Source organism: Shinella sp. G-2, assembly GCF_050172695.1.
Lineage (GTDB): Bacteria > Pseudomonadota > Alphaproteobacteria > Rhizobiales > Rhizobiaceae > Shinella.
Genome location: NZ_JBBEYH010000014.1, coordinates 86684 through 106862, shown reverse-complemented (window position 1 = coordinate 106862; position 20179 = coordinate 86684). Strand labels below are relative to the sequence as shown.

The window sequence follows — 20179 nt, the reverse complement described above, 5'->3', positions numbered from 1 at the left end:
CCAGGTACGGCATCGAGGAGTTCACCGAGATCAAGTATGTCTGCCTCGGCGGCATCGCCTGAGGAGGGGCGGAGATGCTTGGTCAAAATGGGAAAGCGTGGCTGGGAGGAAAGTCGTGACGGATTATGTAATTGTGGGCGGGGGGTCGGCCGGCAGTGCGCTTGCCGGCAGGCTGGCCAAGTCGAATGCGGGCATAGTGACCGTTCTCGAAGGGGGGCCGCGTGATCGTCATCCGCTGATCCATATTCCCGCGGGTTTCGTGAAGCTGCTCGATTCGAACCTGCTGTATCACTACAAGACCGAGCGGCAGGATGGTCTCGGCGGGCGTACGCCGATCATGCCGCAGGGGGCTGTTCTCGGCGGCGGCGGATCGGTCAACGCCACCATCTATATTCGTGGTCAGCGCATTGACTATGACACTTGGTCGTCGCAGGGGGCGACGGGCTGGTCCTATTCGGAGGTGCTGCCCTATTTCCGCCGCGCCGAGGACAATGACCGCTTCTCCGACGCCTATCACGGCACGAATGGCCCGCTCGGCGTTTCCGATCTCCGGCAGGTCAACGAATTGACGCGCGCTTTTGTGCGCGGCGCGCAGGAAGCGGGCATTCCCTTCACCTCCGATTTCAACGGCCGCCGCCAGCGCGGTGTCGGCTATAACCAGACCACCACACGCAATGCGCGGCGCTGCAGTGCAGCCGTCGCCTATCTGCGGCCAGCGCTCGCCAGCGGCAATCTCGACATCCAGACCGGCTGCTTCGTCACCCGCATCCTTTTCGAGGGCGATCGCGCGGTTGGGGTGGAATACCGGCAGGACGGAGCGCTGCGCACGATCCGGGCGGAGAAGGAAGTCATTCTCTCCGCAGGTGCAGTGCAGACGCCCAAGCTCCTGATGCTCTCGGGCGTGGGGCCGGAGGGCGAATTGAAGCGCCACGGCATCGCCGTGCATCACCGCCTTGAGGGCGTCGGCCAAAATTTGCAGGATCACCTGGAGTTTCCCGCGATCCGCTACTGCACCGGGCGGTACGGTTACTTCGGAGAGGATACTTTCTTCCGTTCGATGCGTAACGGTCTGCAATATCTGCTTTTCAAGTCCGGTCCGGTCATGTCGAACGTCACGGAGGCCTGCGCTTTCGTCAATGTCGACGACATGGAGGACGAGCCGAACATACAGCTGCATTTCGTGCCGATCGTCTTCCTGGACAGCGATCAGGAGCAGATCAAGCGGGCGGGAGCAACGATCAATCCCTGTGTGCTGCGGCCGCTGAGCCGCGGTGAGATCCGGTTGCGCTCGACGGATCCGGCCGACCATCCGATCATCGATCCGCGATATCTCAGCCACCCCGAGGACATGCGTCTTTCCGTCAAGGGCCTCCGGCTGGCGCGCGACATCCTCTCGCAATCGGCATTCGCGCCCTATGTGGAAAAGACCGAAGCCTTCCCCGGAACAGGCGTAGAGGACGAGGCGACCCTGCAGTCCTATATTCGCTCAAAGGGCAAGACCGTGTACCATCCGGCTGGAACATGCCGGATGGGAACGGACGATATGGCGGTCGTCGACCCACAATTGCGGGTAAGAGGTTTGCGGAACCTCAGAATTGTGGACAACTCCATCATGCCCACATTGATTTCGGGCAATACCAATGCGCCGGCGATTATGATCGGCGAAAAGGCGTCGGACTTGATCCGCGGCATTGAACCACTGCCGCCAAGCAACGCCTGATATGGCGGCGCATATGGAGGTGCCCTATGACGAGCTTGAGCAAACTGGACAGGGGCAATCTCTCCGAGCAGGTCTATACGGCAATCCGCGGCACGCTGATGGATGGTCGCTACGAACCCGGCGAGCGGTTGCGCATCAATAGTCTTGCCGAGGAGCTTGGGGTTTCGATCACGCCGGTGCGCGAGGCGATCTTTCGCCTCGCGAGCGAACATGCGTTGGAAATGAAGGCAGCGACGGCGATCCACGTACGAAACCTTGCCCCCGCCGAACTGCGCGAGATCCAGTTCATCCGCTATCATTTGGAAGGGGAGGCCGCCGGGCTTGCCGCCGAGCGCATTACGGCGAAGGAACTGGCCAATCTCGAAAGCCTGCAGGAAGCGTTCCGTATCGCCGCCGGCAAGGATCCGCAGGAGGCGTCGCTGATCAACCGGCAATTCCATTTCGCGGTTGTCGCAGCCGCCGACATGCCGCTCGTCTTCGCCACGGTGGAGAATATGTGGACGCTGATGGGGCCGCTGCTGCGCACTTTCCACATAACTGTGCCCGTCCGGGACCTGACGAGCGGATCGCATAAGCACTATGATCTCCTGCGTGCCCTGACCAAACGCGATGCAGCGGCCGCGAAGGCCGCGATGCAGGAGGATATCGCCTGGGGCAAGGTGCTGGTGGATTGGCTTGAGAAGAAGCGGGCCGGCTGAGCGCCCGCCGGCTCGGTTCCACATCATTGTCTGCCCCGGGCCGGAAATTCAACGCTTCCAGTATCAATCGATTTCTAGCGCTCGGGCGCAGCCCGAACAGCACGGCTGAAAAGGGAAGGCGGCCGGAGCCGCCTTCCTTAAAAAGTCAGAGCTCGATCCAGGTCGTCTTCAGCTCGGTGTATTTGTCGAGCGCGTGCAGCGACTTGTCACGGCCGTTGCCGGACTGTTTGTAGCCGCCGAAGGGGACCGTCGCGTCGCCGTGGTCGTAGCAATTGACCCAGACGCTGCCGGCACGGAGCTTGCGCGCGATCTTGTGGGCACGCGAGAGGTCGCGGGTCCAGACGGCGGCGGCAAGGCCGTAGTTGGTGTCGTTGGCAATGCGCACCGCCTCCTCGTCATCCTTCACTGTGATGGTTGACAGCACCGGTCCGAAAATCTCCTCCCGAGCGATCGCCATCGAGTTCGTCACGTCGGCGAAGATCGTCGGGTTGACGTAATAACCGTCAAGACCGGTATCGGGCCGCTCGCCTCCCAGCACCAGACGGGCGCCTTCCTCGCGGCCCTTGGCGATATAGCTTTCGACACGCGAGCGGTGGCCGTCCTCGACCAGCGCACCGAGCTTCGTTTCGGGATCTAGCGGGTCGCCAGGCCGGATCGACTTGGCGGTATCGACGACGATATCGAGAAACTGGTCCTGAATGCGCTCGGACAGGATGAGGCGCGACGGCGCGACGCAGACTTCGCCCTGGTTGAAGCAGATCGCGGTGGCGGCGCGCTCGGCGGCGGCCCGCAATTCCGGCACGTCGTCGAGGATGATGTTCGGCGATTTGCCGCCGCATTCCAGATAGACGCGCTTCATGTTCGACTGGCCGGCATATTGCAGGAAGAGCTTGCCGACTTCGCCCGAACCGGTGAAGGCCAGGCAGTCGATGTCCATATGCATGCCCATCGCCTTGCCGGCGGTCGGGCCGAAGCCGGGCACGACGTTGAAGACGCCGTCGGGGATGCCGGCTTCTGCCGCGAGTTCCGCCATGCGGATCGCCGTGAGCGGCGATTGTTCGGCGGGCTTGAGGATAACGGAGTTGCCCATGGCAAGCGCCGGGGCGAGCTTCCAGGTCGCCATGAGCATTGGGAAGTTCCACGGCACGACGGCCCCGACGACGCCCACCGGCTCGCGGGTGATGGTGGCAAGCTGGTTCGGGCCGGTCGGCGCGATCTCGTCATAGAGCTTGTCGGGGCACTCGGCGTACCATTGCAGCGTGTCGAGCACGACATTCACGTCGATCGTCCGGCTTTCGCTGATCGGTTTGCCCATGTCGAGCGTTTCCAGCACCGCCAGTTCGTCCATATGCTTTTCGAAGAGCGCTGCGAAGCGCTGCAGCACCTTCTTGCGCTCCTTGGGGGAGCGGTCGCGCCAGACGCCGGTTTCGAAGGCGCGTCGGGCAGCCGTGACCGCACGGTCGACATCGGCGGTGTCGCAGGCTGCCACCTTGGCGATCACCTGGCCGTCGCGCGGCGAGATATTGTCGAAGGTTTCACCGGATGCCGCATCGACGAAGCGGCCGTCGATAAAGGCCTGGCCTTTGATTTCAAGGCGGCTGCGGATTCCAAGAATGTCGGATTTTGACAGTTGAAGGGTCATGCTCTCCTCCCTAAATTTGCGCGTGACATATATGATATATGATGTTAAATCCCGTCAGACAAGCGAATGTTGCTGCCATTGGGCGGCGAGCGCAGGGAGGACGCAGATTGAATTCGGCACTGAGAAATGATTTTCGCCCCGACGAGGAGACCATCGCGCGGCTTCGCGACCGGGCGCAGTTCGTGCGGCTGGAAACGATCCGCCTGATCGAGATCGCCAAGGTCGGCCATTACACGTCCGTCTTCTCGGCGGCCGAGATTTTCGCCGCGCTCTATTATGATGTGATGCGGCTCAGCGACGACCCGAAATGGGCCGACCGCGACCGCTTCCTGATGGGCAAAGGTCATGCGGCCGTCGGGTTGTTCCCGATCCTTGCTGATCTCGGCTACCTGCCGGTGGATGTGCTGAACGGCTATACCCGCCTCGGCAATCCGCTCGGCGACCATCCCGACATGCGCAAGGTGCCGGGCGTCGACTTTTCCTCCGGCTCCATTGGTCATGCCTTGTCGAATGGACTCGGCATGGCGCTCGCCGGGCGCATGCAGGGCCGCAGCTTCACCACCTTCGTCATGCTGGGCGACGGCGAGATGCAGGAAGGCCAGGTCTGGGAGGCTGCCATCGGGGCGGCGCACCACAAGCTCAACCGCCTGGTCGCGATCGTCGACCGCAATGGCTATCAGCTCGACGGTGCCGTGGACGATGTCATGGGCATCGAGCCGCTCGACGAGAAATGGCGTGCCTTCGGCTGGGAGGTGCATGTCGTCGATGGCCACGACATCGCCGAACTGACGGCGGCGCTGCGCCGGGCGAAGGCAGATGAAGCCCGCACGCGTCCGTGCTGCATCATCGCCCGCACCCTCAAGGGCAAGGGCGTGAGCTACATGGAGACCGAGCCCGGCTGGCATCTCGGCTATCTCGATCCGAGCGACGCCGACGCCGCCCGCGCCGAAATCCTTTCGAAGGTGATCTGACATGAGCCAAGCCCTCGCACGTCCCCAGTCTCCGAATTCCTGGCACTACCGTGAACTGAACCAGAAGAATCCTGGCCTCGACCATCTGTCGAACGGCCTGATCTCGCTGGTGGAGGCGGGCCATCCCGTCATGGCGGGGTCGGCCGACCTGCAATATTCCAATGGCCTCAACCGTTTCGCGGCGCGCTACCCGGACCGCTATGTCGGCTTCGGCATTTCCGAGCAGAACATGGTTTCGGCCGCCGCCGGCATCGCGACGACCGGCATGATGCCCTATGTCGCCACCTTCGCCTCGTTCCTTGGTCTGCTCACCTGCGAGCAGATCCGCATGGACGTTGCCTATTGCGCCCTGCCGGTGCGCCTGATCGGCCACCACACCGGCATTTCCATGGGCTTCTACGGCACCTCGCATCACGCCACCGAGGACATCGGCACGATGCGCTCGATCGCCGACCTGACTGTGGTGTCGCCGGCCGACGGCCCGCAGCTCGAGGCGGCGATCCGCGCCAGCATCGATCACGACCGGCCGATCTACTTCCGCACCGGCCGAGGCCGTGAGCCGGACCTCTACGATCCCAAGGCCGACTTCGTCTTCGGCAAGGCCATAGAGCATGCGCGCGGCGAGGAACTGACGATCATCGCCTGCGGCCTGCCGGTGCACCCCGCCGTGCAAGTGGCCAAGCGGCTCAATGCCGCCGGCCGTTCGGTTGGCGTCATCGACATGGCGACCGTCAAGCCGATCGACCGTGATGCGGTGCTCGAAGCGGCGGCCCGTTCAAAGCTGCTGATGACCATCGAGGAGCACAATATCATCGGTGGTCTCGGGGCGGCCGTTGCCGAGGTGTTGGCGGACGAAGGCGTCGGCAAGCGGCTCATCCGTCACGGCATCCATGACGAATACGCGCTGATCGCTCCGCCGACCCATCTCTACGCCCACTACAAGCTCGACGCGAAGGGCATCGAGGAACTGGTGCTGAAAGCTATCGGCTGACGGAGGGCATGTGTCGGCAGCGGGAGATTGTCCGCATTTAAGATATATCATGTATTTTAATCGGGCCTGCGCGGGAGTGTCGCCGGCCCATCCTGGAGGAGGACGCAGATGAAGACCTATGGAAACCTCGCCGCCGCGGCGCTGTTGTTGACGGCGCTGTCCGGTCCGGCTTTCGCCGCCGAAAAGCATGAGCTTTACTCGCACATGCCGAACACCGCGCTGTCGGGCGTGATCGACCCGCAGATGGACGACCGCGCCCATATCGTCAAGGCGCTGCCGAAGACGCCGAAGGACCCGAAGAACATCGTGATCGGCTGGACCGAGATCACGCTCGGCAATGCCTGGTTCGTAGAGGTAGTCGAAGCGGCCAAGCGCAAGGCCGCCGAATACGGCGGCTACACGATCGACATCCAGGTGGCCGACGGCGATCCGTCCAAGACCTCGGCGCATTTCGATTCGTTCATCACCAAAGGCGTCGACGTGATCGTGGTCGACCCGACCGACGTGGCGGGCGCTGCGACCGACGCCCAGCGCGCCGTCGATGCCGGCATTCCCGTCATCGCACTCGGCACGGTGCCGGATGCCTCGGGACCCTTCGTCTCGACGGTCCTCGCCAATCCCTTCGGCAACGGCTTCGAGGCCGGCATCTATGCGGCTAAGCATATCGGCAAGGACGCGGCGATCGTCTCGGGTGTCACCATCGGCACGCTTGGCAATTCGACCTCCGAAAGCCGCATCACCGGCCTGCTCTCGGGCATCGTCTTCGAGCGTTCCAACCAGTTCAATCTCGGTCTCAGCCGCGAGGACGCGATGCTGAAGGGCTTCAACCTGTTCCAGGACCTGAAGACCGGGGGTTCGTTCAACTGGGCTGAAGGCAAGTTCGAGGTCGTTGGCATCCAGCCGGGCGGCTGGACGGAAGAGGGCGGCCTGAAGGGTGCCGAAGACCTGCTCGCCGGCCATGGCGACCGCATCAACCTGATGCTCGCCGAAAACGACTTCATGGGTATCGGCGCGCTGACGGCCATCGAGAACATCGGCAAGAAGGGCCAGATCCCGGTTGCCTGCGCTGCCGACGGTTTCCGCGTCGCACTCGATCTCGTCAAGAGCGGCGACCTTCTCGTGACCGGCGCCAACAGCGGCCGTGCCACGGGCGAGGGCGTGATGGTGCTGATCAACGAGATCTTCCGCAAGGGCTTCGACGCCAACAACCTGCCGCTCGGCTCCTATTTCCCGGCTGAGATCATCACCGAGGAGAATGTCGACAGTCTGATCGATCCCGACCAGTCGAACCCGTTCTTCAAATACGAGGTTCCGCCCTTCCGCACGATCCCGCAGATCCGCGGCTGACGGCTTGATCCTGGGCATCGCCGGAGAGCCGGCGATGCCGTTCGGGGAGGAGAAGCAGATGCATCTTTCGATGTTGCAGATCGACAAGGCCTTCGGCGGCGTCGCGGCTTTGCAGGGCGCAAGCCTCGAAGCGTTCGGCGGCGAGGTCCATGGCCTGATGGGCGAGAACGGGGCGGGCAAGTCCACCCTGATGAAGGTCCTGGCCGGCGCCTACCGGCGCGATTCCGGTGAGATCCGTCTCGACGGTCAGCCCGCCGATATCACCTCACCGCACGAGGCGATTATCAGGGGCATATCCGTCATCTACCAGGAATTCTCTCTTGCCGGCCATCTCTCCGTGGCAGAGAACGTGCTGATCGAAGAACTGGGACGGCCCGGCATTCGGGTCCCGTGGTCGGAGATGGTCCGGCGGACCCGCGCGCTGCTCTCCGACATGGGTTTCGAAGACATTGACCCGATGCAGCCCGCGGGCGAATTGCCGGTCGCCTATCAGCAGGTGGTGGAGATCTGCAAGGCACTGTCGCGCGATAGCCGGATCCTGGTGTTTGACGAACCGACCGCCGTGCTGACTCGCCATGAAACGGAAAAACTCTTCCGCCTCATCCGCCTGCTGCGCGAGCGCGGCGTCTGCATTCTCTATATCTCGCACCGGCTGGAGGAGATTTTTACGCTCTGCGACCGGGTCACGGTGCTGAAGGACGGCCAGACCGTCGGCAGTTGGCCGATCGACGCGATCGACCAGAAGGGCCTCGTGCGCCAGATGATCGGCCGGGAACTGTCCGATCTCTTTCCGCCGCGCAAGGCGACGGTGGGTGAGGCCTTGCTTGAAGTGGAAGGCCTCAATGCCGGGCCGATGGTGCGTGACGTCTCCTTTTTCGTCCGGGCCGGAGAGGTTCTCGGCGTGAGCGGGCTGGTGGGGGCCGGGCGCACGGAAACCATGCGCGCCATCTTCGGTGCCGATCCCCTCCAGTCCGGCCGCATCCGGCTGGCGGGTCGCGAGATCGTCAACGCCTCACCGGGCGAGGCTGTCGCCAACGGCATCGGCATGCTGCCGGAGGACCGCAAGCACCAGGGCGTGCTGCTCGACCTGCCAATCCGCATCAATGCCATGATGACGCCGGCCAATCCCTTCATCTCGGCCTTCGGTTTCATCCGCAACCGCGAAGAGATCGCCGCCGTCGAGGAGATCGCCAAGGGTCTGCGCCTGAAGTCGGCCGGCATCGACATTTCTGCCGGAACGCTTTCGGGCGGCAACCAGCAGAAGGTGGCAATCATGAAATGGATCGCCGCCAAGTGCCGCGTGCTCATCTTTGACGAGCCGACGCGCGGCGTCGATGTCGGCGCCAAGATCGAGATCTACCGCGTGATGAACGAACTCGCCGAGGCGGGTGCCGCCGTGATCATGGTCTCCTCCGACATGCTGGAGGTTATCGGCATGTCGGACCGGGTCGTCGTCATGCGCCAGGGCGCGGTCGCCGGCGAACTTCTCAAACATCAAATCAGCGAGGAAGCCATCATCGACCTCGCCATGGGAATGGAGGCGTGACCCTCATGCAAAAGAATACCGGTGTCGCCACCTTCTTGATCCGCTACAACATCTTCCTGATGCTGGCGCTGCTCGTCGTCGCCTCCGCGCTGTTGTCGGATGTATTCCTGACACCGCAGAACCTGTGGAACTTGCTGCGCCAGCTCGTGCCCCTGGCGCTCGTCTCCATCGGCATGCTGCTGGTGATCCTGACCGGCGGCATCGACCTGTCGGTCGGGGCGCTGGCGGCCATCGGGGCCATGGTGGTCGCGATGCTGCTGCCCTATCTGCCGTCGCAGGCTGCCGTCGGTCTCTTCGTCGGCATCGTAGCGGCCATTGCCGCCGGCGCGCTGCTGGGGGCGGTGACGGGTGCGCTCGTCGCGTTCTTCCGCATGGCGCCGTTCATCGCCTCGCTCGCGATGATGACGGTGGCGCGCGGCATCGCCTTCATGATGTCGAACGGGCAGCCGGTGCGCTTTCCGCGGGATACGGGAGCGGCCGATCTGATGCGCGCCTTCGGCAGTGGCGCGCTGCCCGGCATCGGCATGCCCTGGCCGGTGCTGATCGCGCTCGTTTTCATCGTGCTGTTCGTCGTCCTCATGGCGCAGAGCAAGTTCGGCCGGCTCGTCATCGCCACCGGTTCGAACGAGGTCGCGGTGCGCCTCGCCGGCATCCCGGTCGCGCGCTACAAATTCCTCGTCTATGCCATCGCCGGCGGGCTTTCGGCGCTGGCCGGCGTGGTGGCGACCGCACGCACGGCGGTCGGCACGGCCAATACCGGCTTCGGTCTGGAACTCGATGCGATCGCCGCCTGCGTCATCGGCGGCGCCTTGCTCTCGGGCGGCAAGGGGTCGGTGATCAACACGATGATCGGCGTCCTCATCCTCGGCCTGATCGGCAACATCATGAACCTTTTGTCGGTGCCCGCCTATCCGCAGCAGATCATCAAGGGCGTCATCATCGTCTTCGCCGTGCTGCTGCAGAATATCAGCGGCGAGACGAAGCGCACCTGAGGCGAATGCCGGGCGCTCAGGCGCCCGGTTCGTCCAGCAGAAACCTTGCCAGCAACTCGATCTGTCCGGTGATCATATGCACGCCCCTATGCGTTCCGCATCCCCGTTCCGACGCCAGCCGCAGCAAAGGCGTGACGTCGGGTTCCATCACGACCTCGGCCACCAGAGCGCCCGGTTCCAGCGTTTCAGGATCGACCGGCAGCGGATCGCCGGCCTTCATGCCGAGCGAGGTGCCGTTGACGACGAGGTCGAAACCGCGTGCATCGGCGGGAGCCGCGACGATATCGCGGCCGGCAAAGGCGCTACGCAGCCGCGCGGCGAGCTCTTCGGCCTTGTCCATGGAACGGTTGGCGATGGCGAGACGGGCAACGCCACCCCGCACCAGCGCCTCGGCGATGCCCGTGGCCGCACCGCCGGCGCCCAGCAGCAGGGCGTTCCGGCCGTTAATACTCCGGCCCTCCCGGACGAGACCCTGCACGAAACCCGCGCCGTCGAACATCTCGCCGTGAAAGCGGCCATCTGGGGTGCGGCGCGCGACATTGGCGACGCCGAGGAAGCCGGCCGTGTCCGAAAGGCTGTCGCACAGGCCGGCGACGCTCGTCTTGTGCGGAATGGTGACGATGACGCCGGCAAGGCTGTCGATCCGGCGCAGCCCCTCGAAGGCGGCCGCAAGATTTTCCGGCGCGACCTGCCAAGGCACGAGCACGGCGTCGTGGCCGTGCTCGGCGCAGTAAGCGTTGAAATAGGTCGGCGTGCGCAGGTGATGGGATGGGTAGGCGAGATGCACGACGACGTGCGTCGTGCCGGTAATGCGTCGATCCATTGATGGAGCCTCCTCACGGGTGAAAACGATACTTCTTTAAAATATATCATATATCATGTAAACGCGAATCCGCGGAGGAAACCGAAATGCCGTTGCAACACAAACCCATCATGGAGATGTTCGATACGCGCGTCACCGTCTTCGGCGCACCGGGGCGTTATATCCAGGGGCAGGGCGCCTGGCGACTGGTGGGGGATTGCGCCGCGACACTGGGTGCGCGCGCGGTGCTCGTCATCGACGCCACGATCCGCGACATGCTGGCCGGACAGGTGGAGGAAAGCTGCGCAGCTGCTGGCGTCGACCTTCAGATCCTGCCCTTTGCCGGACATCTCGGCGCGAACACCGGCGCGGAATTGCAGGCGCAGCTTGACGGTCCGGTCGCGGCGGTGCTTGCGGCCGGCGGCGGCCGGGCGATCGATGCCGGCAAGGCGCTGGCCGAACGCCTCGGCTCCGCTCTTATCACCCTGCCAACCGTTGCCTCCAACGACGCGCCGACCTCGAAGAATTTTGTCCTCTACGAAGACGGTCACCGAATGCTCGAAGTGCGCCATCTCATGCGCAATCCGGATTTCGTCGTTGTCGATACCGACATCCTCTCCAAGGCGCCAAAGGCATTGTTCCGCGCCGGAATGGGCGATGCGCTCGCCAAGAAATTCGAAGCGGATGCCTGCTTCAACAGCGGTGGGGGGACGATGTTCCTGGCGCGTTCGACGCGGCTTGCCCATCAAATCGCCAACACCTGTTACGAGACGCTTGTCAAGCACGGCGCCGGTGCCTGGTCAGTCGTCGGAACGGGTACCGTCACTGAGGATTTCGATGCGGCCGTGGAGGCGATGATCCTCATGGCGGGTCTCGGTTTTGAAAGTGGCGGCCTTTCACTGCCCCATGCGCTGACCCGCGGCATCCCGCTTCTTCCCGGCGGTGGCGACGTGCTGCACGGCATACAGGTTGCCTGGGCGCTGATCGTACATTTCGAGGCGCTGAAGTTGGAGCTGCCGCCGGAAGTGGTGCGCCTTTACAAGGCTGTCGGCCTGCCACTGTCGCTGCAGGAGATGGGGGTCGGCGCGTCGTCACGCGCCGAACTCGTCGCGCTTGCCGATGCGACGCTCGCCGTGCGGCACATCAAGAACCTACCGTTCGCTCTCGATGCTGACGCCCTGATCAGCGCCATCCTGCGTGTGGAAGAGAAGGCTCCTGCGCGGAGGGCGGGCGCATGATCGCCCCGCTTGCGCTCATCACCGGCGGCGGCACCGGCATCGGCCGCGCCACGGCCGAACGCCTTCTCTTGGAGGGCTGGCGGGTCATTGCCGTCGGTCTCGACTGCGACGACGACCTGCCGGCGGCTATCCGGTTTCATCGGGCCGATGTCACCGATCCGGCCGCCATCCTTCCCGCGCTGGCCGGTGAGACGGATCTGCACGGCTTTGTCCATTGCGCGGGCATTCTGCGTCATGAGCGGGAATGGCAGGTCGCCGATTTCGACGCGGTGATGCAGGTCAATGTCAGCGCCGGCTTCGCGCTCGCCAATGCCCTTCTGCCGCGGCTGGAAATGGCGGGTGGCGCGATCGTCATGCTCGCCTCGATGTGGGCGATCTTCGGCTCCGCCGGTGCGCCGGCCTATACGGCGAGCAAGGGCGCGGTGGCGGCGCTCACCCGGTCGATGGCCGTTGCCTGGGCTCCGAAAGGGGTCCGGGTGAATTCCGTGGCGCCGGGCTGGGTGGAAACGCGCATGTCGGCGCGGGCGCGATCGGACAGCGAACGCGCCGCGCGTATCAACGGCCGCATTCCGATGGGGCGCTGGGCGCAACCGTCCGAGGTCGCCTCGGTCATCCGCTTCCTGCTGTCGCCCGATGCAGCCTATGTCACGGGCACCATGCTGCCGATCGACGGCGGATATTCCGTTTCCTGAAAGGAGAATGACAATGACGATGAAAGCTTGGGTCCATCACGAAACCGGCGCACCTGGCGTCCTGCGGCTGGAAGAGCGGCCGCGGCCAAAGCCGGGCAGGGGCGAGGCGCTGGTGCACAACCGCGCCATCGGTCTCAATCCCGTCGATTGGAAATTCATCGAATGGGGTCACCCCGCCTGGGAATGGCCGCACATTCCGGGCGTCGACGGCGCTGGCGAGGTGGAAGCGCTGGGCGAGGGCGTGCAGCATATCGCCCGCGGTGCCCGGGTCGCCTATCACAACGATCTCGTGCGGCCCGGTTCCTTTGCCGAATATACGGTCGTGCCGGCGCGAGCGCTGATCCCGCTACCGGCTACGCTGCCCTTTGCCGCCGCCGCCACCATCCCGTGCCCGGTGCTGACGGCCTTCCAGGCGACCTCCAAGGTTCCGCTCGGCCCCGGCACGCATGTGCTGGTGACGGGAGCCTCCGGTGCCGTCGGCGGCGCGCTGTTGCAGCTTGCCCGTGCCCGCGGCTGGATCGTCCATGCCGTCTCATCCGCGGCGCAGGCGGAAAGGGTGCTGCGCCTTGGTGCAGCGACCGTGACGGATTATCACCATCCGGCCTGGCGCGAGGAAATCCGGGAAAAGACGCGTGTCCAGCCACTGCAGGCGGTCTTCGATATGGTGAGCGGCGCACACGCCACTTCGCTTGCACCGCTTCTGACGGCAAACGGTCATCTCGTCTGCATCCAGGACCGGCAGGAACAGGCCCCGTTGCCGGCCTTCACCACCACGATCTCCCTGCACGAGGTCGGCCTCAACGCCATGCACAACCATGCGGACGACCGGCAATGGGGCAATCTCGTCGCTGCCGGGGCCGCCATCGCCAAAGATATCGCCGAAGGCCGCTTCGATCCCCAAATCGTCGAAGTTGCCGCATTCGAGGCGCTGCCGGAAGCGCTTGCCCGCCTGAAAGTCGGCCCTAATCCGGGCAACCGGGTCATCCTCATGGAGGAATTCTGAAATGGAAGATATGAAGGACCAAGGTCAGCTGTCGTGGCTTTCGCGGGCGCCTTAGTTTTCGGACTTTCGTTATGCTCGAAGGCCGTGCCATGCATGCCGACACAGCCTTCACCACGGCGTCGCTGTTAATCTGTCTTGGTCATTTCACCGGATGGATTGCGTGAAAGGCGATGCAAAGCCTATTGAAGATGTTCATCAGGCCGATAGCGATGGTAAGTTTTGTGAGCTCGCTTTTGTTGAAATGCTCCAAGGCCTGCTCGTAGAGGATGTTCGACACGCCACCGCTCGCGATGAGCGTCACCTGCTCGGCCCATGCCAAGGCGGCGCGTTCGGAGGGCGAGTAGAGCGGGGATTCCTTCCAGGCCGACACGAGATAGACGCGCTGCTCGGTTTCCCCGGTTTCGCGCGCCTCGCGGGAGTGCATGTCGACGCAGTAGGAGCAACCGTTGATTTGCGAAGTCCGCAGGTTGACGAGGTGCATCAGCCCCTTATCAGGGCCACTTTCATCGATCGCTGTCTTCACCGCTACCAGCGCCTTCATCAGCTCCGGGGCTTGGGAATAGAAATTCAATCTGGCTTCCATGGTTCGTCCTTCTTGTTTTGGGAACGTGACTCTCTCCGTCCAAGAGCTGTCACACGGCAAAGACGGGAAGCCCGGTGCGATTGTGACACCGGAAAAATGTCTCGAGCGTTGTCACAGAACGCCACAGTCAGCCGTCTGCATATCCGGATTGCTGTTTCAAAGGTGAATGCCTGATGGAAAATGCTCATGAACTGGAAAGGCTGAGACCGCGCTTGTTCGGCCTCGCCTACCGTATGATTGGTTCCAGGCAGGAGGCGGAAGACGTGGTGCAGGAGGCTTTTTTGCGCTGGCATCATAAGCGGCCTGCCGACATCCGGTCGATGGAAGGCTGGCTCGTGACCGTGCTGTCGCGACTGTGCGTTGACCGACTGCGTGTCCTTCAGGCGGAGCGCGATGCCTATGTCGGTCCTTGGCTGCCGGAGCCTTTGATCGCTTTGGAGCCGTCTCCAGACCATACCATCGAACTCGCATCAGACCTTTCGATGGCCCTTCTTGTCGTTTTGCAAAGGTTGTCGGCGGAGGAGCGCGTCGGCTTCCTCATGCATGACGTCTTCGACTGCGAGTATCCTGATATTGCGGCCGCGCTTGGCAAGAATGAAGCTGCTGTCCGGCAGCTCGTGCACCGGGCACGCACGCGTATCGGATCCGACAAGCGCCGCTTCGACGTGCCTGCCGTGGCGCATCAGCGGCTCGTGGAACAGTATGTCCTGGCCGTTCAGGAGCGGGATGCCGATCGCATTGCGGAACTGCTCAGCCATGACGCGGTGTTTGTTAGCGACGGTGGCGGCAAGACCTGGGCCGCCCTTCGCCCTGTCATCGGCGCGCAGCGAATTGCTCGCATGGAAACAGGCGTCCTGGGGAAGCTGCCGCGGACGTTTTCTATCGATGTGGGGTATGTCAATGGACGAGCCGGTGCCCTCGGGAAGATCGGCGGCCGCATCTATGCGGTGACATCATTCGAGACGGATGGTACGCATATCCTTTCCATAATGCGCGTCCTCAACCCCGACAAGCTCGGCCCTGCGGCCCTACCTGAGCTTCTTTGACGAGATGTGTTCCAAGCGCTGGTCTCCCAGGAAGCGGGCAAATGTTCGCGGGGGCCTGAGCTGCGAACTCCGTGAAGGCGTTCACGCGGGCAATGCGGCGCAGACCCTCATGAGTGAGAAGCCGAAAGGGACGTCGTTATTTCCGCAGCAGGTTGGCAGAGATTGACTTCGGAAAAGCCGAGCGCATGGCACCGTACGTTAATACCTCGCTAAGGACCCTAGTACTGAAAAGGCAGTGTTGCCTCAGGTTGTTCTCGGTGAGATTACGGGCAGCTTACGTGAGCGTCTTTCGCCCTCCCAGAGCTTCCGAGGTTTGCCTGTTGGGAACCGATCAAGCCATCATATCGGTCCAATTTCGATCGTTGATGAAGGCGAGCGTCCTAAATTGCTCTGCGGCGGCGTCCCACAAGCGCAAGACCGCGCGGATAGTCCCCGTTGTCGAATGCGACAACGCCTGACGTCACGAGGGCGATAACGGCGGTGTGGGCGGCGACGTCGATGGCGGCACCGCCTGCTGCCTGAAGCTGGCTGTCGAGGCGGTGTAAGTGCGCAGGGGCAAAGGCAAAGTGCATTGGGCGCAATGGGCGCGTTCTAACGGGCTTCGATCTACATACAGTCCTCATATTTTCTGGAAAAAGCAGGGTGCATTGAGATTTCAATAGTACGACTTATGCGCTGGGGTTATCGTTCGGCGTTTGCTCCGACGACTTCGGACGATTTGGGCGCGATTTGCTGGAGCGGGTCGCGCCCTTTTTTTCTGTCGAAATTTTTGACGCTCAGCAAAAGTTAAGCACGGACTTGGCCGTCACGATTTCAACGACCTCACCGGTCGCGTCAGCGATCTCAAACCTTTGTCCGTCAATTGGTTCATTCGCGAGCAGCCGTTCCGCAAGCCCTTCTCGCGTTGCTTGTCGCGCGTCCGAAACGGCATGTTCCAAAGACGAAAACTCCAGCCCATCAAGGTCGATATCGTGTGTCTCTCGCCGTCGTGAAGATGGAAGAAAAAGCGCGGCATGGCGCCAAAATTGGAGAGCGTAAGTAATGTTCCGATCTTAAGGTCAAGGCAGGGCATCGGACCTTGGTCCGTCTTCAAAATGCAATATGGTCGTGAGACGCTATATGCATGATCAGCGATGTTCAGTTTTTCTCGACATATGTGCTATTGGCAGGGCTTTGGTTCTCCGCCATCGCGTTCGGATGGTGGTGGATTAGTCGCCCCTAAAGTTAGGAACAAACCCTAAAATGATCGATTAGGTTCATAGCACCGGCGACGGTGTCAGGATGCGAAGCGCATCCGGGGTCTTTAGGCTTGGGCGCGGTTTGTCGTGTTTCCGCGCCCTTTTTTTACAATCTTGTGCTTGCCCGTTAAAGTTGATCGGACGCCGCGATGGCGTCGAGATCTCGTGTGTGTGTGTGTGTGTATGGTGCGCAAGGTGTTTCAAGCGGCGATCTGTCTCGCTTCCTTCCGTCGCTAGTGCCGGTTGATGCCGACGGGCATCAAAGCGATCAACGCTTCAATGGGTGTTTCTGCAGCGAACTGGTGCATGGATTTTTGATAACCGCGTTACAGGCCAGAACGTGGCCAGCATTTGACGAGGGGCTACGTGCCTATGCTGGAGATGTAGGCTCACGCGAGATCTGCCCCAGCCGGAATCCGCGAATGCTCATCGAGACGCGCGTGCTTTCAAAGCGCCGACGGATCTGTCGCTTCAACGTCTAAATCTTCGATTTTCCATCCACGCTGAGAAAGTTTGAGAAGGGCAGCGGTTCCCGCCACCTCGTGGCTCCTCCTTGTAGCCCTCGTCGCGGTCACACCTAAGCCGCGCGATCACCTCTTCCGTTTGACCGCGATCAAGGGCGGCGGAGGCCAGCAGGATTGCCTGACCACCGATGTTAGCAGTTCCTCTCAATGACTTTGAAAATGCGACGATGATAGTTGGACATCGGCAGCACACAGCCGCCGCTTTGCGAATATACTGCGCCCAACCCCTTCCACTTCCGCCAGAGCGCAACCCTATGTCTGTTGGATTCTGAAGGAGCCCTATAGCACAGGTCGTGCAATAGCGGTCGTAATCGAGTTTTGCTTCCGCCAGGTCCGTGCCAAAGTGCTACCAAATGGAGGAAACGAATGACCATCACCCCAGTGAAATTCACGGTGAAGCATTCTGTTCTGGTCGAGGGACACAACGTCGATGGCGGAATCTACGTGGGGCAGAGGATTTCGGAAACCGAGATTGAGCGACAGCATCGCCGGAAACATTCCTTTTTTCTGCATATAGTCGAGCCGGTCCCTGAGAGGATGTCAAAGGTTGCAGAACGGTTCGACCTCGACGTTACCGCCCTTGTGTCCATTGGGGCGATCACAGTGAGCTAGGTGAGCGGTTATTCGGCAACACGCAGTCCACGGGAATTGAGGTCTGGAGGGGGCTCCATTGGCTCACGGCGCCATCTCGCCATGTTTTTCGCCGGCGCAATTGAGATTGATCTTGAAACCGAAGACCCGCGAAAATACATCCTCGGTCGGCGCTCGATCCCGACGCCACCCTTGTTGATCACCAACGTTTTCAGTGAGGTAGAGATGAACTCGACGGTATTTGATAGACCCGTATATCTGAGGGAACGCAGGGAACTGATCCGAGAGATAACGTGCCTGGAAGACGCCATCGATTTTCTGGAAGAATGGCCTGAAAGAGATCGTGACATCGTTCACGACGCGGCATTGAAGACCTGCTACATGGCCTTTGACGGCCATAAACCCTTAAAGACCGGACGCAATGCCATTCGCTCTTTTGGAGAGAAGAAGGGTATTCTCGTGAAATCTCCCGGCGTCATGCCGTGGATGATCCGGTCGCGCTCCGGCGGCGGTCGCCTGTCCGCATAGGAGTTATTGCAGACGGGAGAGGCTGCCGACGCAGCCTCTCTTGCGAACAGCCACCGATATCCCGCTGCCGCGTGTCTCAAGCGTTGCAAGTTAGCCGGCGCACCGGTCGCGAAGGCGGGTGATAATGTCTAGCTTGTTATGCTCCAGCTCATAAACGGCGAGGCTCACGTCTTACTTGATCCGCATTTGGCAAGTTTCTCGTCGAGAACATGGGCCTCTGTCATGCCGCGCTCCTCATACAATTTTCATTGGACTGACACGGAACAACCCGCACACAATCTGCATTCATGGTCCCGATTTGACAGGGAAATACCAAATGCTTTCTGTAACTTGGGATCGTGCTCTCGCCATTCTACTTCCAGGTATGCGCCGTGTGATGGAGATCAAAGACGTCCGAAACGCCATGTTTGTCCTGGCGGAAAAATGGCCAGTGACCTATGGCCGAGCCTTTCAGCGCGCGCTTGTCTTCTGCACTCAAGCCATGGAGGGCAAATGTTCTCCATCGCGTGCGCGGCTGGCATTCCTTGCGGCAGCTCGCGAGGCAAATGTTGCAGTTGTTGCATAAGCCTGACATGCCGCCTCGCAGTTTACGACGGGCGGCCGACCAGACGGACGATGTGATCGCCTCGGAACATCGGGAGGCTGAGAAGCAGTTGAAAGGTCTCGGCGAAGCGGACCTGATACCCGGCGCGAACGGGCAGCTGAGGGCAAAACTTGCCCCTCGTTTCTATTTCCTGCTCTACAACATAAAGGGCACTATAAAGCGGGAATGCACGCCGTGCTGATGGTGACGATGTAACCCCATCCACTGAGAGGACAGCACGCGAACGAAGGCGAACTACATCCAGCGCTACGACCGCATCGCTCTCGTTCTCCCTTCCGCAGCACACTGGCTCACCGTGGTTGCGGCCGCGTTAGCCTCCTTGCCACTTTGGGCAAATGGGCGGCGATCAAAACTGGGTTGGGCTGGGTTGAAGGGCTCGCTAAGGTCATCCTGGGAGTTCAATATCCGGCCGCCGCCAGCCTGAAGCCCGAGCGTCCGCCTCACTACAGAACCAACGTTCGCCCTTGGATAGGGTATGCGGGTGTCGTCAGAATAGTGCTGACCAGGTGTCTGGTAGATTTTTTGCCCGCCGTTGTACGAGATGTTCCCCTTGATGTCACACGCAGGATCGTAGAACTCACGCGGCACCAAAGCATACCCGCCAGTTGTAAGGGAGCTGGCGATCGATGCGCCGATGACGAGGTAGGTGAAGTTGCTCATGCGAGTAGAATACCCGATGGCGGTTTCCGCGCGCTTCCGAGTTAAGTAAATCTATAGGTATCCAGCGAAAAGCCCGCCAAGACGGCGGGCTTACGATCTTTACTTGGGGCCAGTGGCCGCAAATCACCACGAATTTACGCCGGTCATCTCTTTCCCAACGTAAACCTCAACTTTGTTGGGGGCGATCGAACGCCACGTTTCGCAGACTTCCTTCCCCTTATCCAAACCTTCCCAAGTGCGGCAGAACTTATTGCCCTTGATCCGCCACTTCCCCTTGATATCGATCTTATCGCCACTGTCTGGCTGGGCTGATCCGACAGCGGTGCCTTCAGCGGTCAGACTGAGGGTCCCTTTATACCCTAGGCCTTCTCCACCGAGTTGTATTTCCTTTCCGCCTCCAAGAAGGCTCTTCAACTCTGCTTCTTTCATATCCTTGCCCGCCGCTATCGCTACGGGGGCGATTAAGCCAACACAAAGAAATGCTGGAAGTAGCAATTTCCGCATAGTTGTCTCCCTTCTAAAACTTAATGTTGAATTAGCTGCTGTATATGTCAAGGGTGTAGAACGCTGACGAAAACAGCCAAGCCGGTGAGCGTGGCTGAGCACTCGAGTTGTGAGAATTGAAACGCTTCAGAGCACCATGAAAAATGCTCGCAGCAATCGAAACAGCCACCGATAGCGCTTCGTTAGCGAAAGAGCTGTATGACGTTTTCGCTGTTATAGTGTCGTGAATGCAGTACCCGTGATGGCGATGTGCCGGCCA

Annotated in this window: 20 protein-coding genes; 14 read left to right on the top strand and 6 right to left on the bottom strand. The window is 61.5% G+C overall.

What is annotated here, in order from left to right:
* Positions 1-115 precede the first annotated feature (115 nt).
* Positions 116-1720, top strand: a complete 1605-nt coding sequence (locus V8U06_RS19645) for a GMC family oxidoreductase (RefSeq protein WP_427142128.1) — start codon at positions 116-118, stop codon at positions 1718-1720.
* 26 nt (positions 1721-1746) lie between these two features.
* Entirely contained in the window at positions 1747-2418 is a 672-nt protein-coding gene (locus V8U06_RS19640; protein WP_427142123.1) for a GntR family transcriptional regulator, read from the top strand.
* A gap of 145 nt (positions 2419-2563) precedes the next feature.
* Here V8U06_RS19640 and V8U06_RS19635 read toward each other — a convergent pair whose 3' ends face one another.
* Complete coding sequence (locus tag V8U06_RS19635) at positions 2564-4060, bottom strand: aldehyde dehydrogenase (protein WP_427142122.1); 1497 nt, start codon at positions 4058-4060, stop codon at positions 2564-2566.
* A gap of 107 nt (positions 4061-4167) precedes the next feature.
* On the opposite strand from V8U06_RS19635, the gene V8U06_RS19630 reads away from it, so the two are divergent.
* The 5 genes from V8U06_RS19630 (at position 4168) to V8U06_RS19610 (ending at position 9907) form a co-directional block, all read left to right on the top strand.
* Positions 4168-5031 carry a transketolase gene (locus V8U06_RS19630; protein ID WP_427142121.1) on the top strand — a complete coding sequence of 288 codons (864 nt, stop codon included), beginning with the start codon at positions 4168-4170 and terminating at the stop codon, positions 5029-5031.
* Between the two features lies 1 nt (position 5032).
* Entirely contained in the window at positions 5033-6022 is a 990-nt protein-coding gene (locus tag V8U06_RS19625) for a transketolase family protein (RefSeq protein ID WP_427142120.1), read from the top strand.
* Between the two features lie 108 nt (positions 6023-6130).
* Positions 6131-7369 carry a sugar ABC transporter substrate-binding protein gene (locus tag V8U06_RS19620; RefSeq protein WP_133036504.1) on the top strand — a complete coding sequence of 413 codons (1239 nt, stop codon included), beginning with the start codon at positions 6131-6133 and terminating at the stop codon, positions 7367-7369.
* Positions 7370-7427: 58 nt separating this feature from the next.
* On the top strand, positions 7428-8915 hold the full coding sequence (locus V8U06_RS19615) for a sugar ABC transporter ATP-binding protein (RefSeq protein ID WP_245507853.1): 1488 nt from the start codon (positions 7428-7430) through the stop codon (positions 8913-8915).
* Between the two features lie 5 nt (positions 8916-8920).
* Entirely contained in the window at positions 8921-9907 is a 987-nt protein-coding gene (locus V8U06_RS19610) for an ABC transporter permease (RefSeq protein ID WP_427142119.1), read from the top strand.
* A gap of 16 nt (positions 9908-9923) precedes the next feature.
* Here the strand turns inward: V8U06_RS19610 and V8U06_RS19605 are convergent, their stop codons facing one another.
* A complete protein-coding gene (locus V8U06_RS19605; protein ID WP_427142118.1) occupies positions 9924-10730 on the bottom strand; it encodes a shikimate dehydrogenase family protein in 807 nt (268 codons plus the stop codon).
* Positions 10731-10816: 86 nt separating this feature from the next.
* On the opposite strand from V8U06_RS19605, the gene V8U06_RS19600 reads away from it, so the two are divergent.
* The 3 genes from V8U06_RS19600 to V8U06_RS19590 are packed head-to-tail and all read left to right on the top strand — an operon-like array spanning position 10817 to position 13642.
* Positions 10817-11947 carry a glycerol dehydrogenase gene (locus V8U06_RS19600; RefSeq protein WP_427142117.1) on the top strand — a complete coding sequence of 377 codons (1131 nt, stop codon included), beginning with the start codon at positions 10817-10819 and terminating at the stop codon, positions 11945-11947.
* Entirely contained in the window at positions 11944-12639 is a 696-nt protein-coding gene (locus V8U06_RS19595; RefSeq protein WP_427142116.1) for an SDR family NAD(P)-dependent oxidoreductase, read from the top strand. Before V8U06_RS19600 ends, V8U06_RS19595 begins: the two co-directional genes overlap by 4 nt.
* Positions 12640-12652: 13 nt before the next feature.
* Entirely contained in the window at positions 12653-13642 is a 990-nt protein-coding gene (locus V8U06_RS19590) for a zinc-binding dehydrogenase (RefSeq protein ID WP_427142115.1), read from the top strand.
* A 139-nt stretch (positions 13643-13781) separates the two neighbouring features.
* On the opposite strand, the gene V8U06_RS19585 is transcribed toward V8U06_RS19590, so the two are convergent.
* Entirely contained in the window at positions 13782-14225 is a 444-nt protein-coding gene (locus V8U06_RS19585; RefSeq protein ID WP_427142114.1) for a carboxymuconolactone decarboxylase family protein, read from the bottom strand.
* Positions 14226-14398: 173 nt separating this feature from the next.
* Between V8U06_RS19585 and sigJ the strand changes: the two genes are divergently transcribed.
* Positions 14399-15271 (top strand): RNA polymerase sigma factor SigJ, encoded by an 873-nt coding sequence (sigJ, locus tag V8U06_RS19580; protein WP_427142113.1) that lies wholly within the window; start codon positions 14399-14401, stop codon positions 15269-15271.
* A 776-nt stretch (positions 15272-16047) separates the two neighbouring features.
* Here the strand turns inward: sigJ and V8U06_RS19575 are convergent.
* Complete coding sequence (locus V8U06_RS19575) at positions 16048-16239, bottom strand: DUF6894 family protein (protein ID WP_427142127.1); 192 nt, start codon at positions 16237-16239, stop codon at positions 16048-16050.
* Between the two features lie 1160 nt (positions 16240-17399).
* Here V8U06_RS19575 and V8U06_RS19570 point away from each other — a divergent pair.
* From V8U06_RS19570 to V8U06_RS19560, 3 genes are all read left to right on the top strand, one after another.
* The gene (locus V8U06_RS19570) at positions 17400-17645 is read left to right on the top strand and encodes a hypothetical protein (RefSeq protein WP_427142112.1); all 246 of its coding nucleotides are present in this window, start codon (positions 17400-17402) and stop codon (positions 17643-17645) included.
* A gap of 204 nt (positions 17646-17849) precedes the next feature.
* Entirely contained in the window at positions 17850-18152 is a 303-nt protein-coding gene (locus V8U06_RS19565; protein ID WP_427142126.1) for a DUF982 domain-containing protein, read from the top strand.
* A gap of 316 nt (positions 18153-18468) precedes the next feature.
* Complete coding sequence (locus tag V8U06_RS19560) at positions 18469-18717, top strand: DUF982 domain-containing protein (RefSeq protein WP_427142111.1); 249 nt, start codon at positions 18469-18471, stop codon at positions 18715-18717.
* Between the two features lie 285 nt (positions 18718-19002).
* On the opposite strand, the gene V8U06_RS19555 is transcribed toward V8U06_RS19560, so the two are convergent.
* Together V8U06_RS19555 and V8U06_RS19550 are read right to left on the bottom strand one after the other, a co-directional pair.
* Entirely contained in the window at positions 19003-19416 is a 414-nt protein-coding gene (locus tag V8U06_RS19555) for a hypothetical protein (protein ID WP_427142110.1), read from the bottom strand.
* A 123-nt stretch (positions 19417-19539) separates the two neighbouring features.
* A complete protein-coding gene (locus V8U06_RS19550; protein ID WP_427142109.1) occupies positions 19540-19920 on the bottom strand; it encodes a hypothetical protein in 381 nt (126 codons plus the stop codon).
* Between the last annotated feature and the right edge of the window lie 259 nt (positions 19921-20179).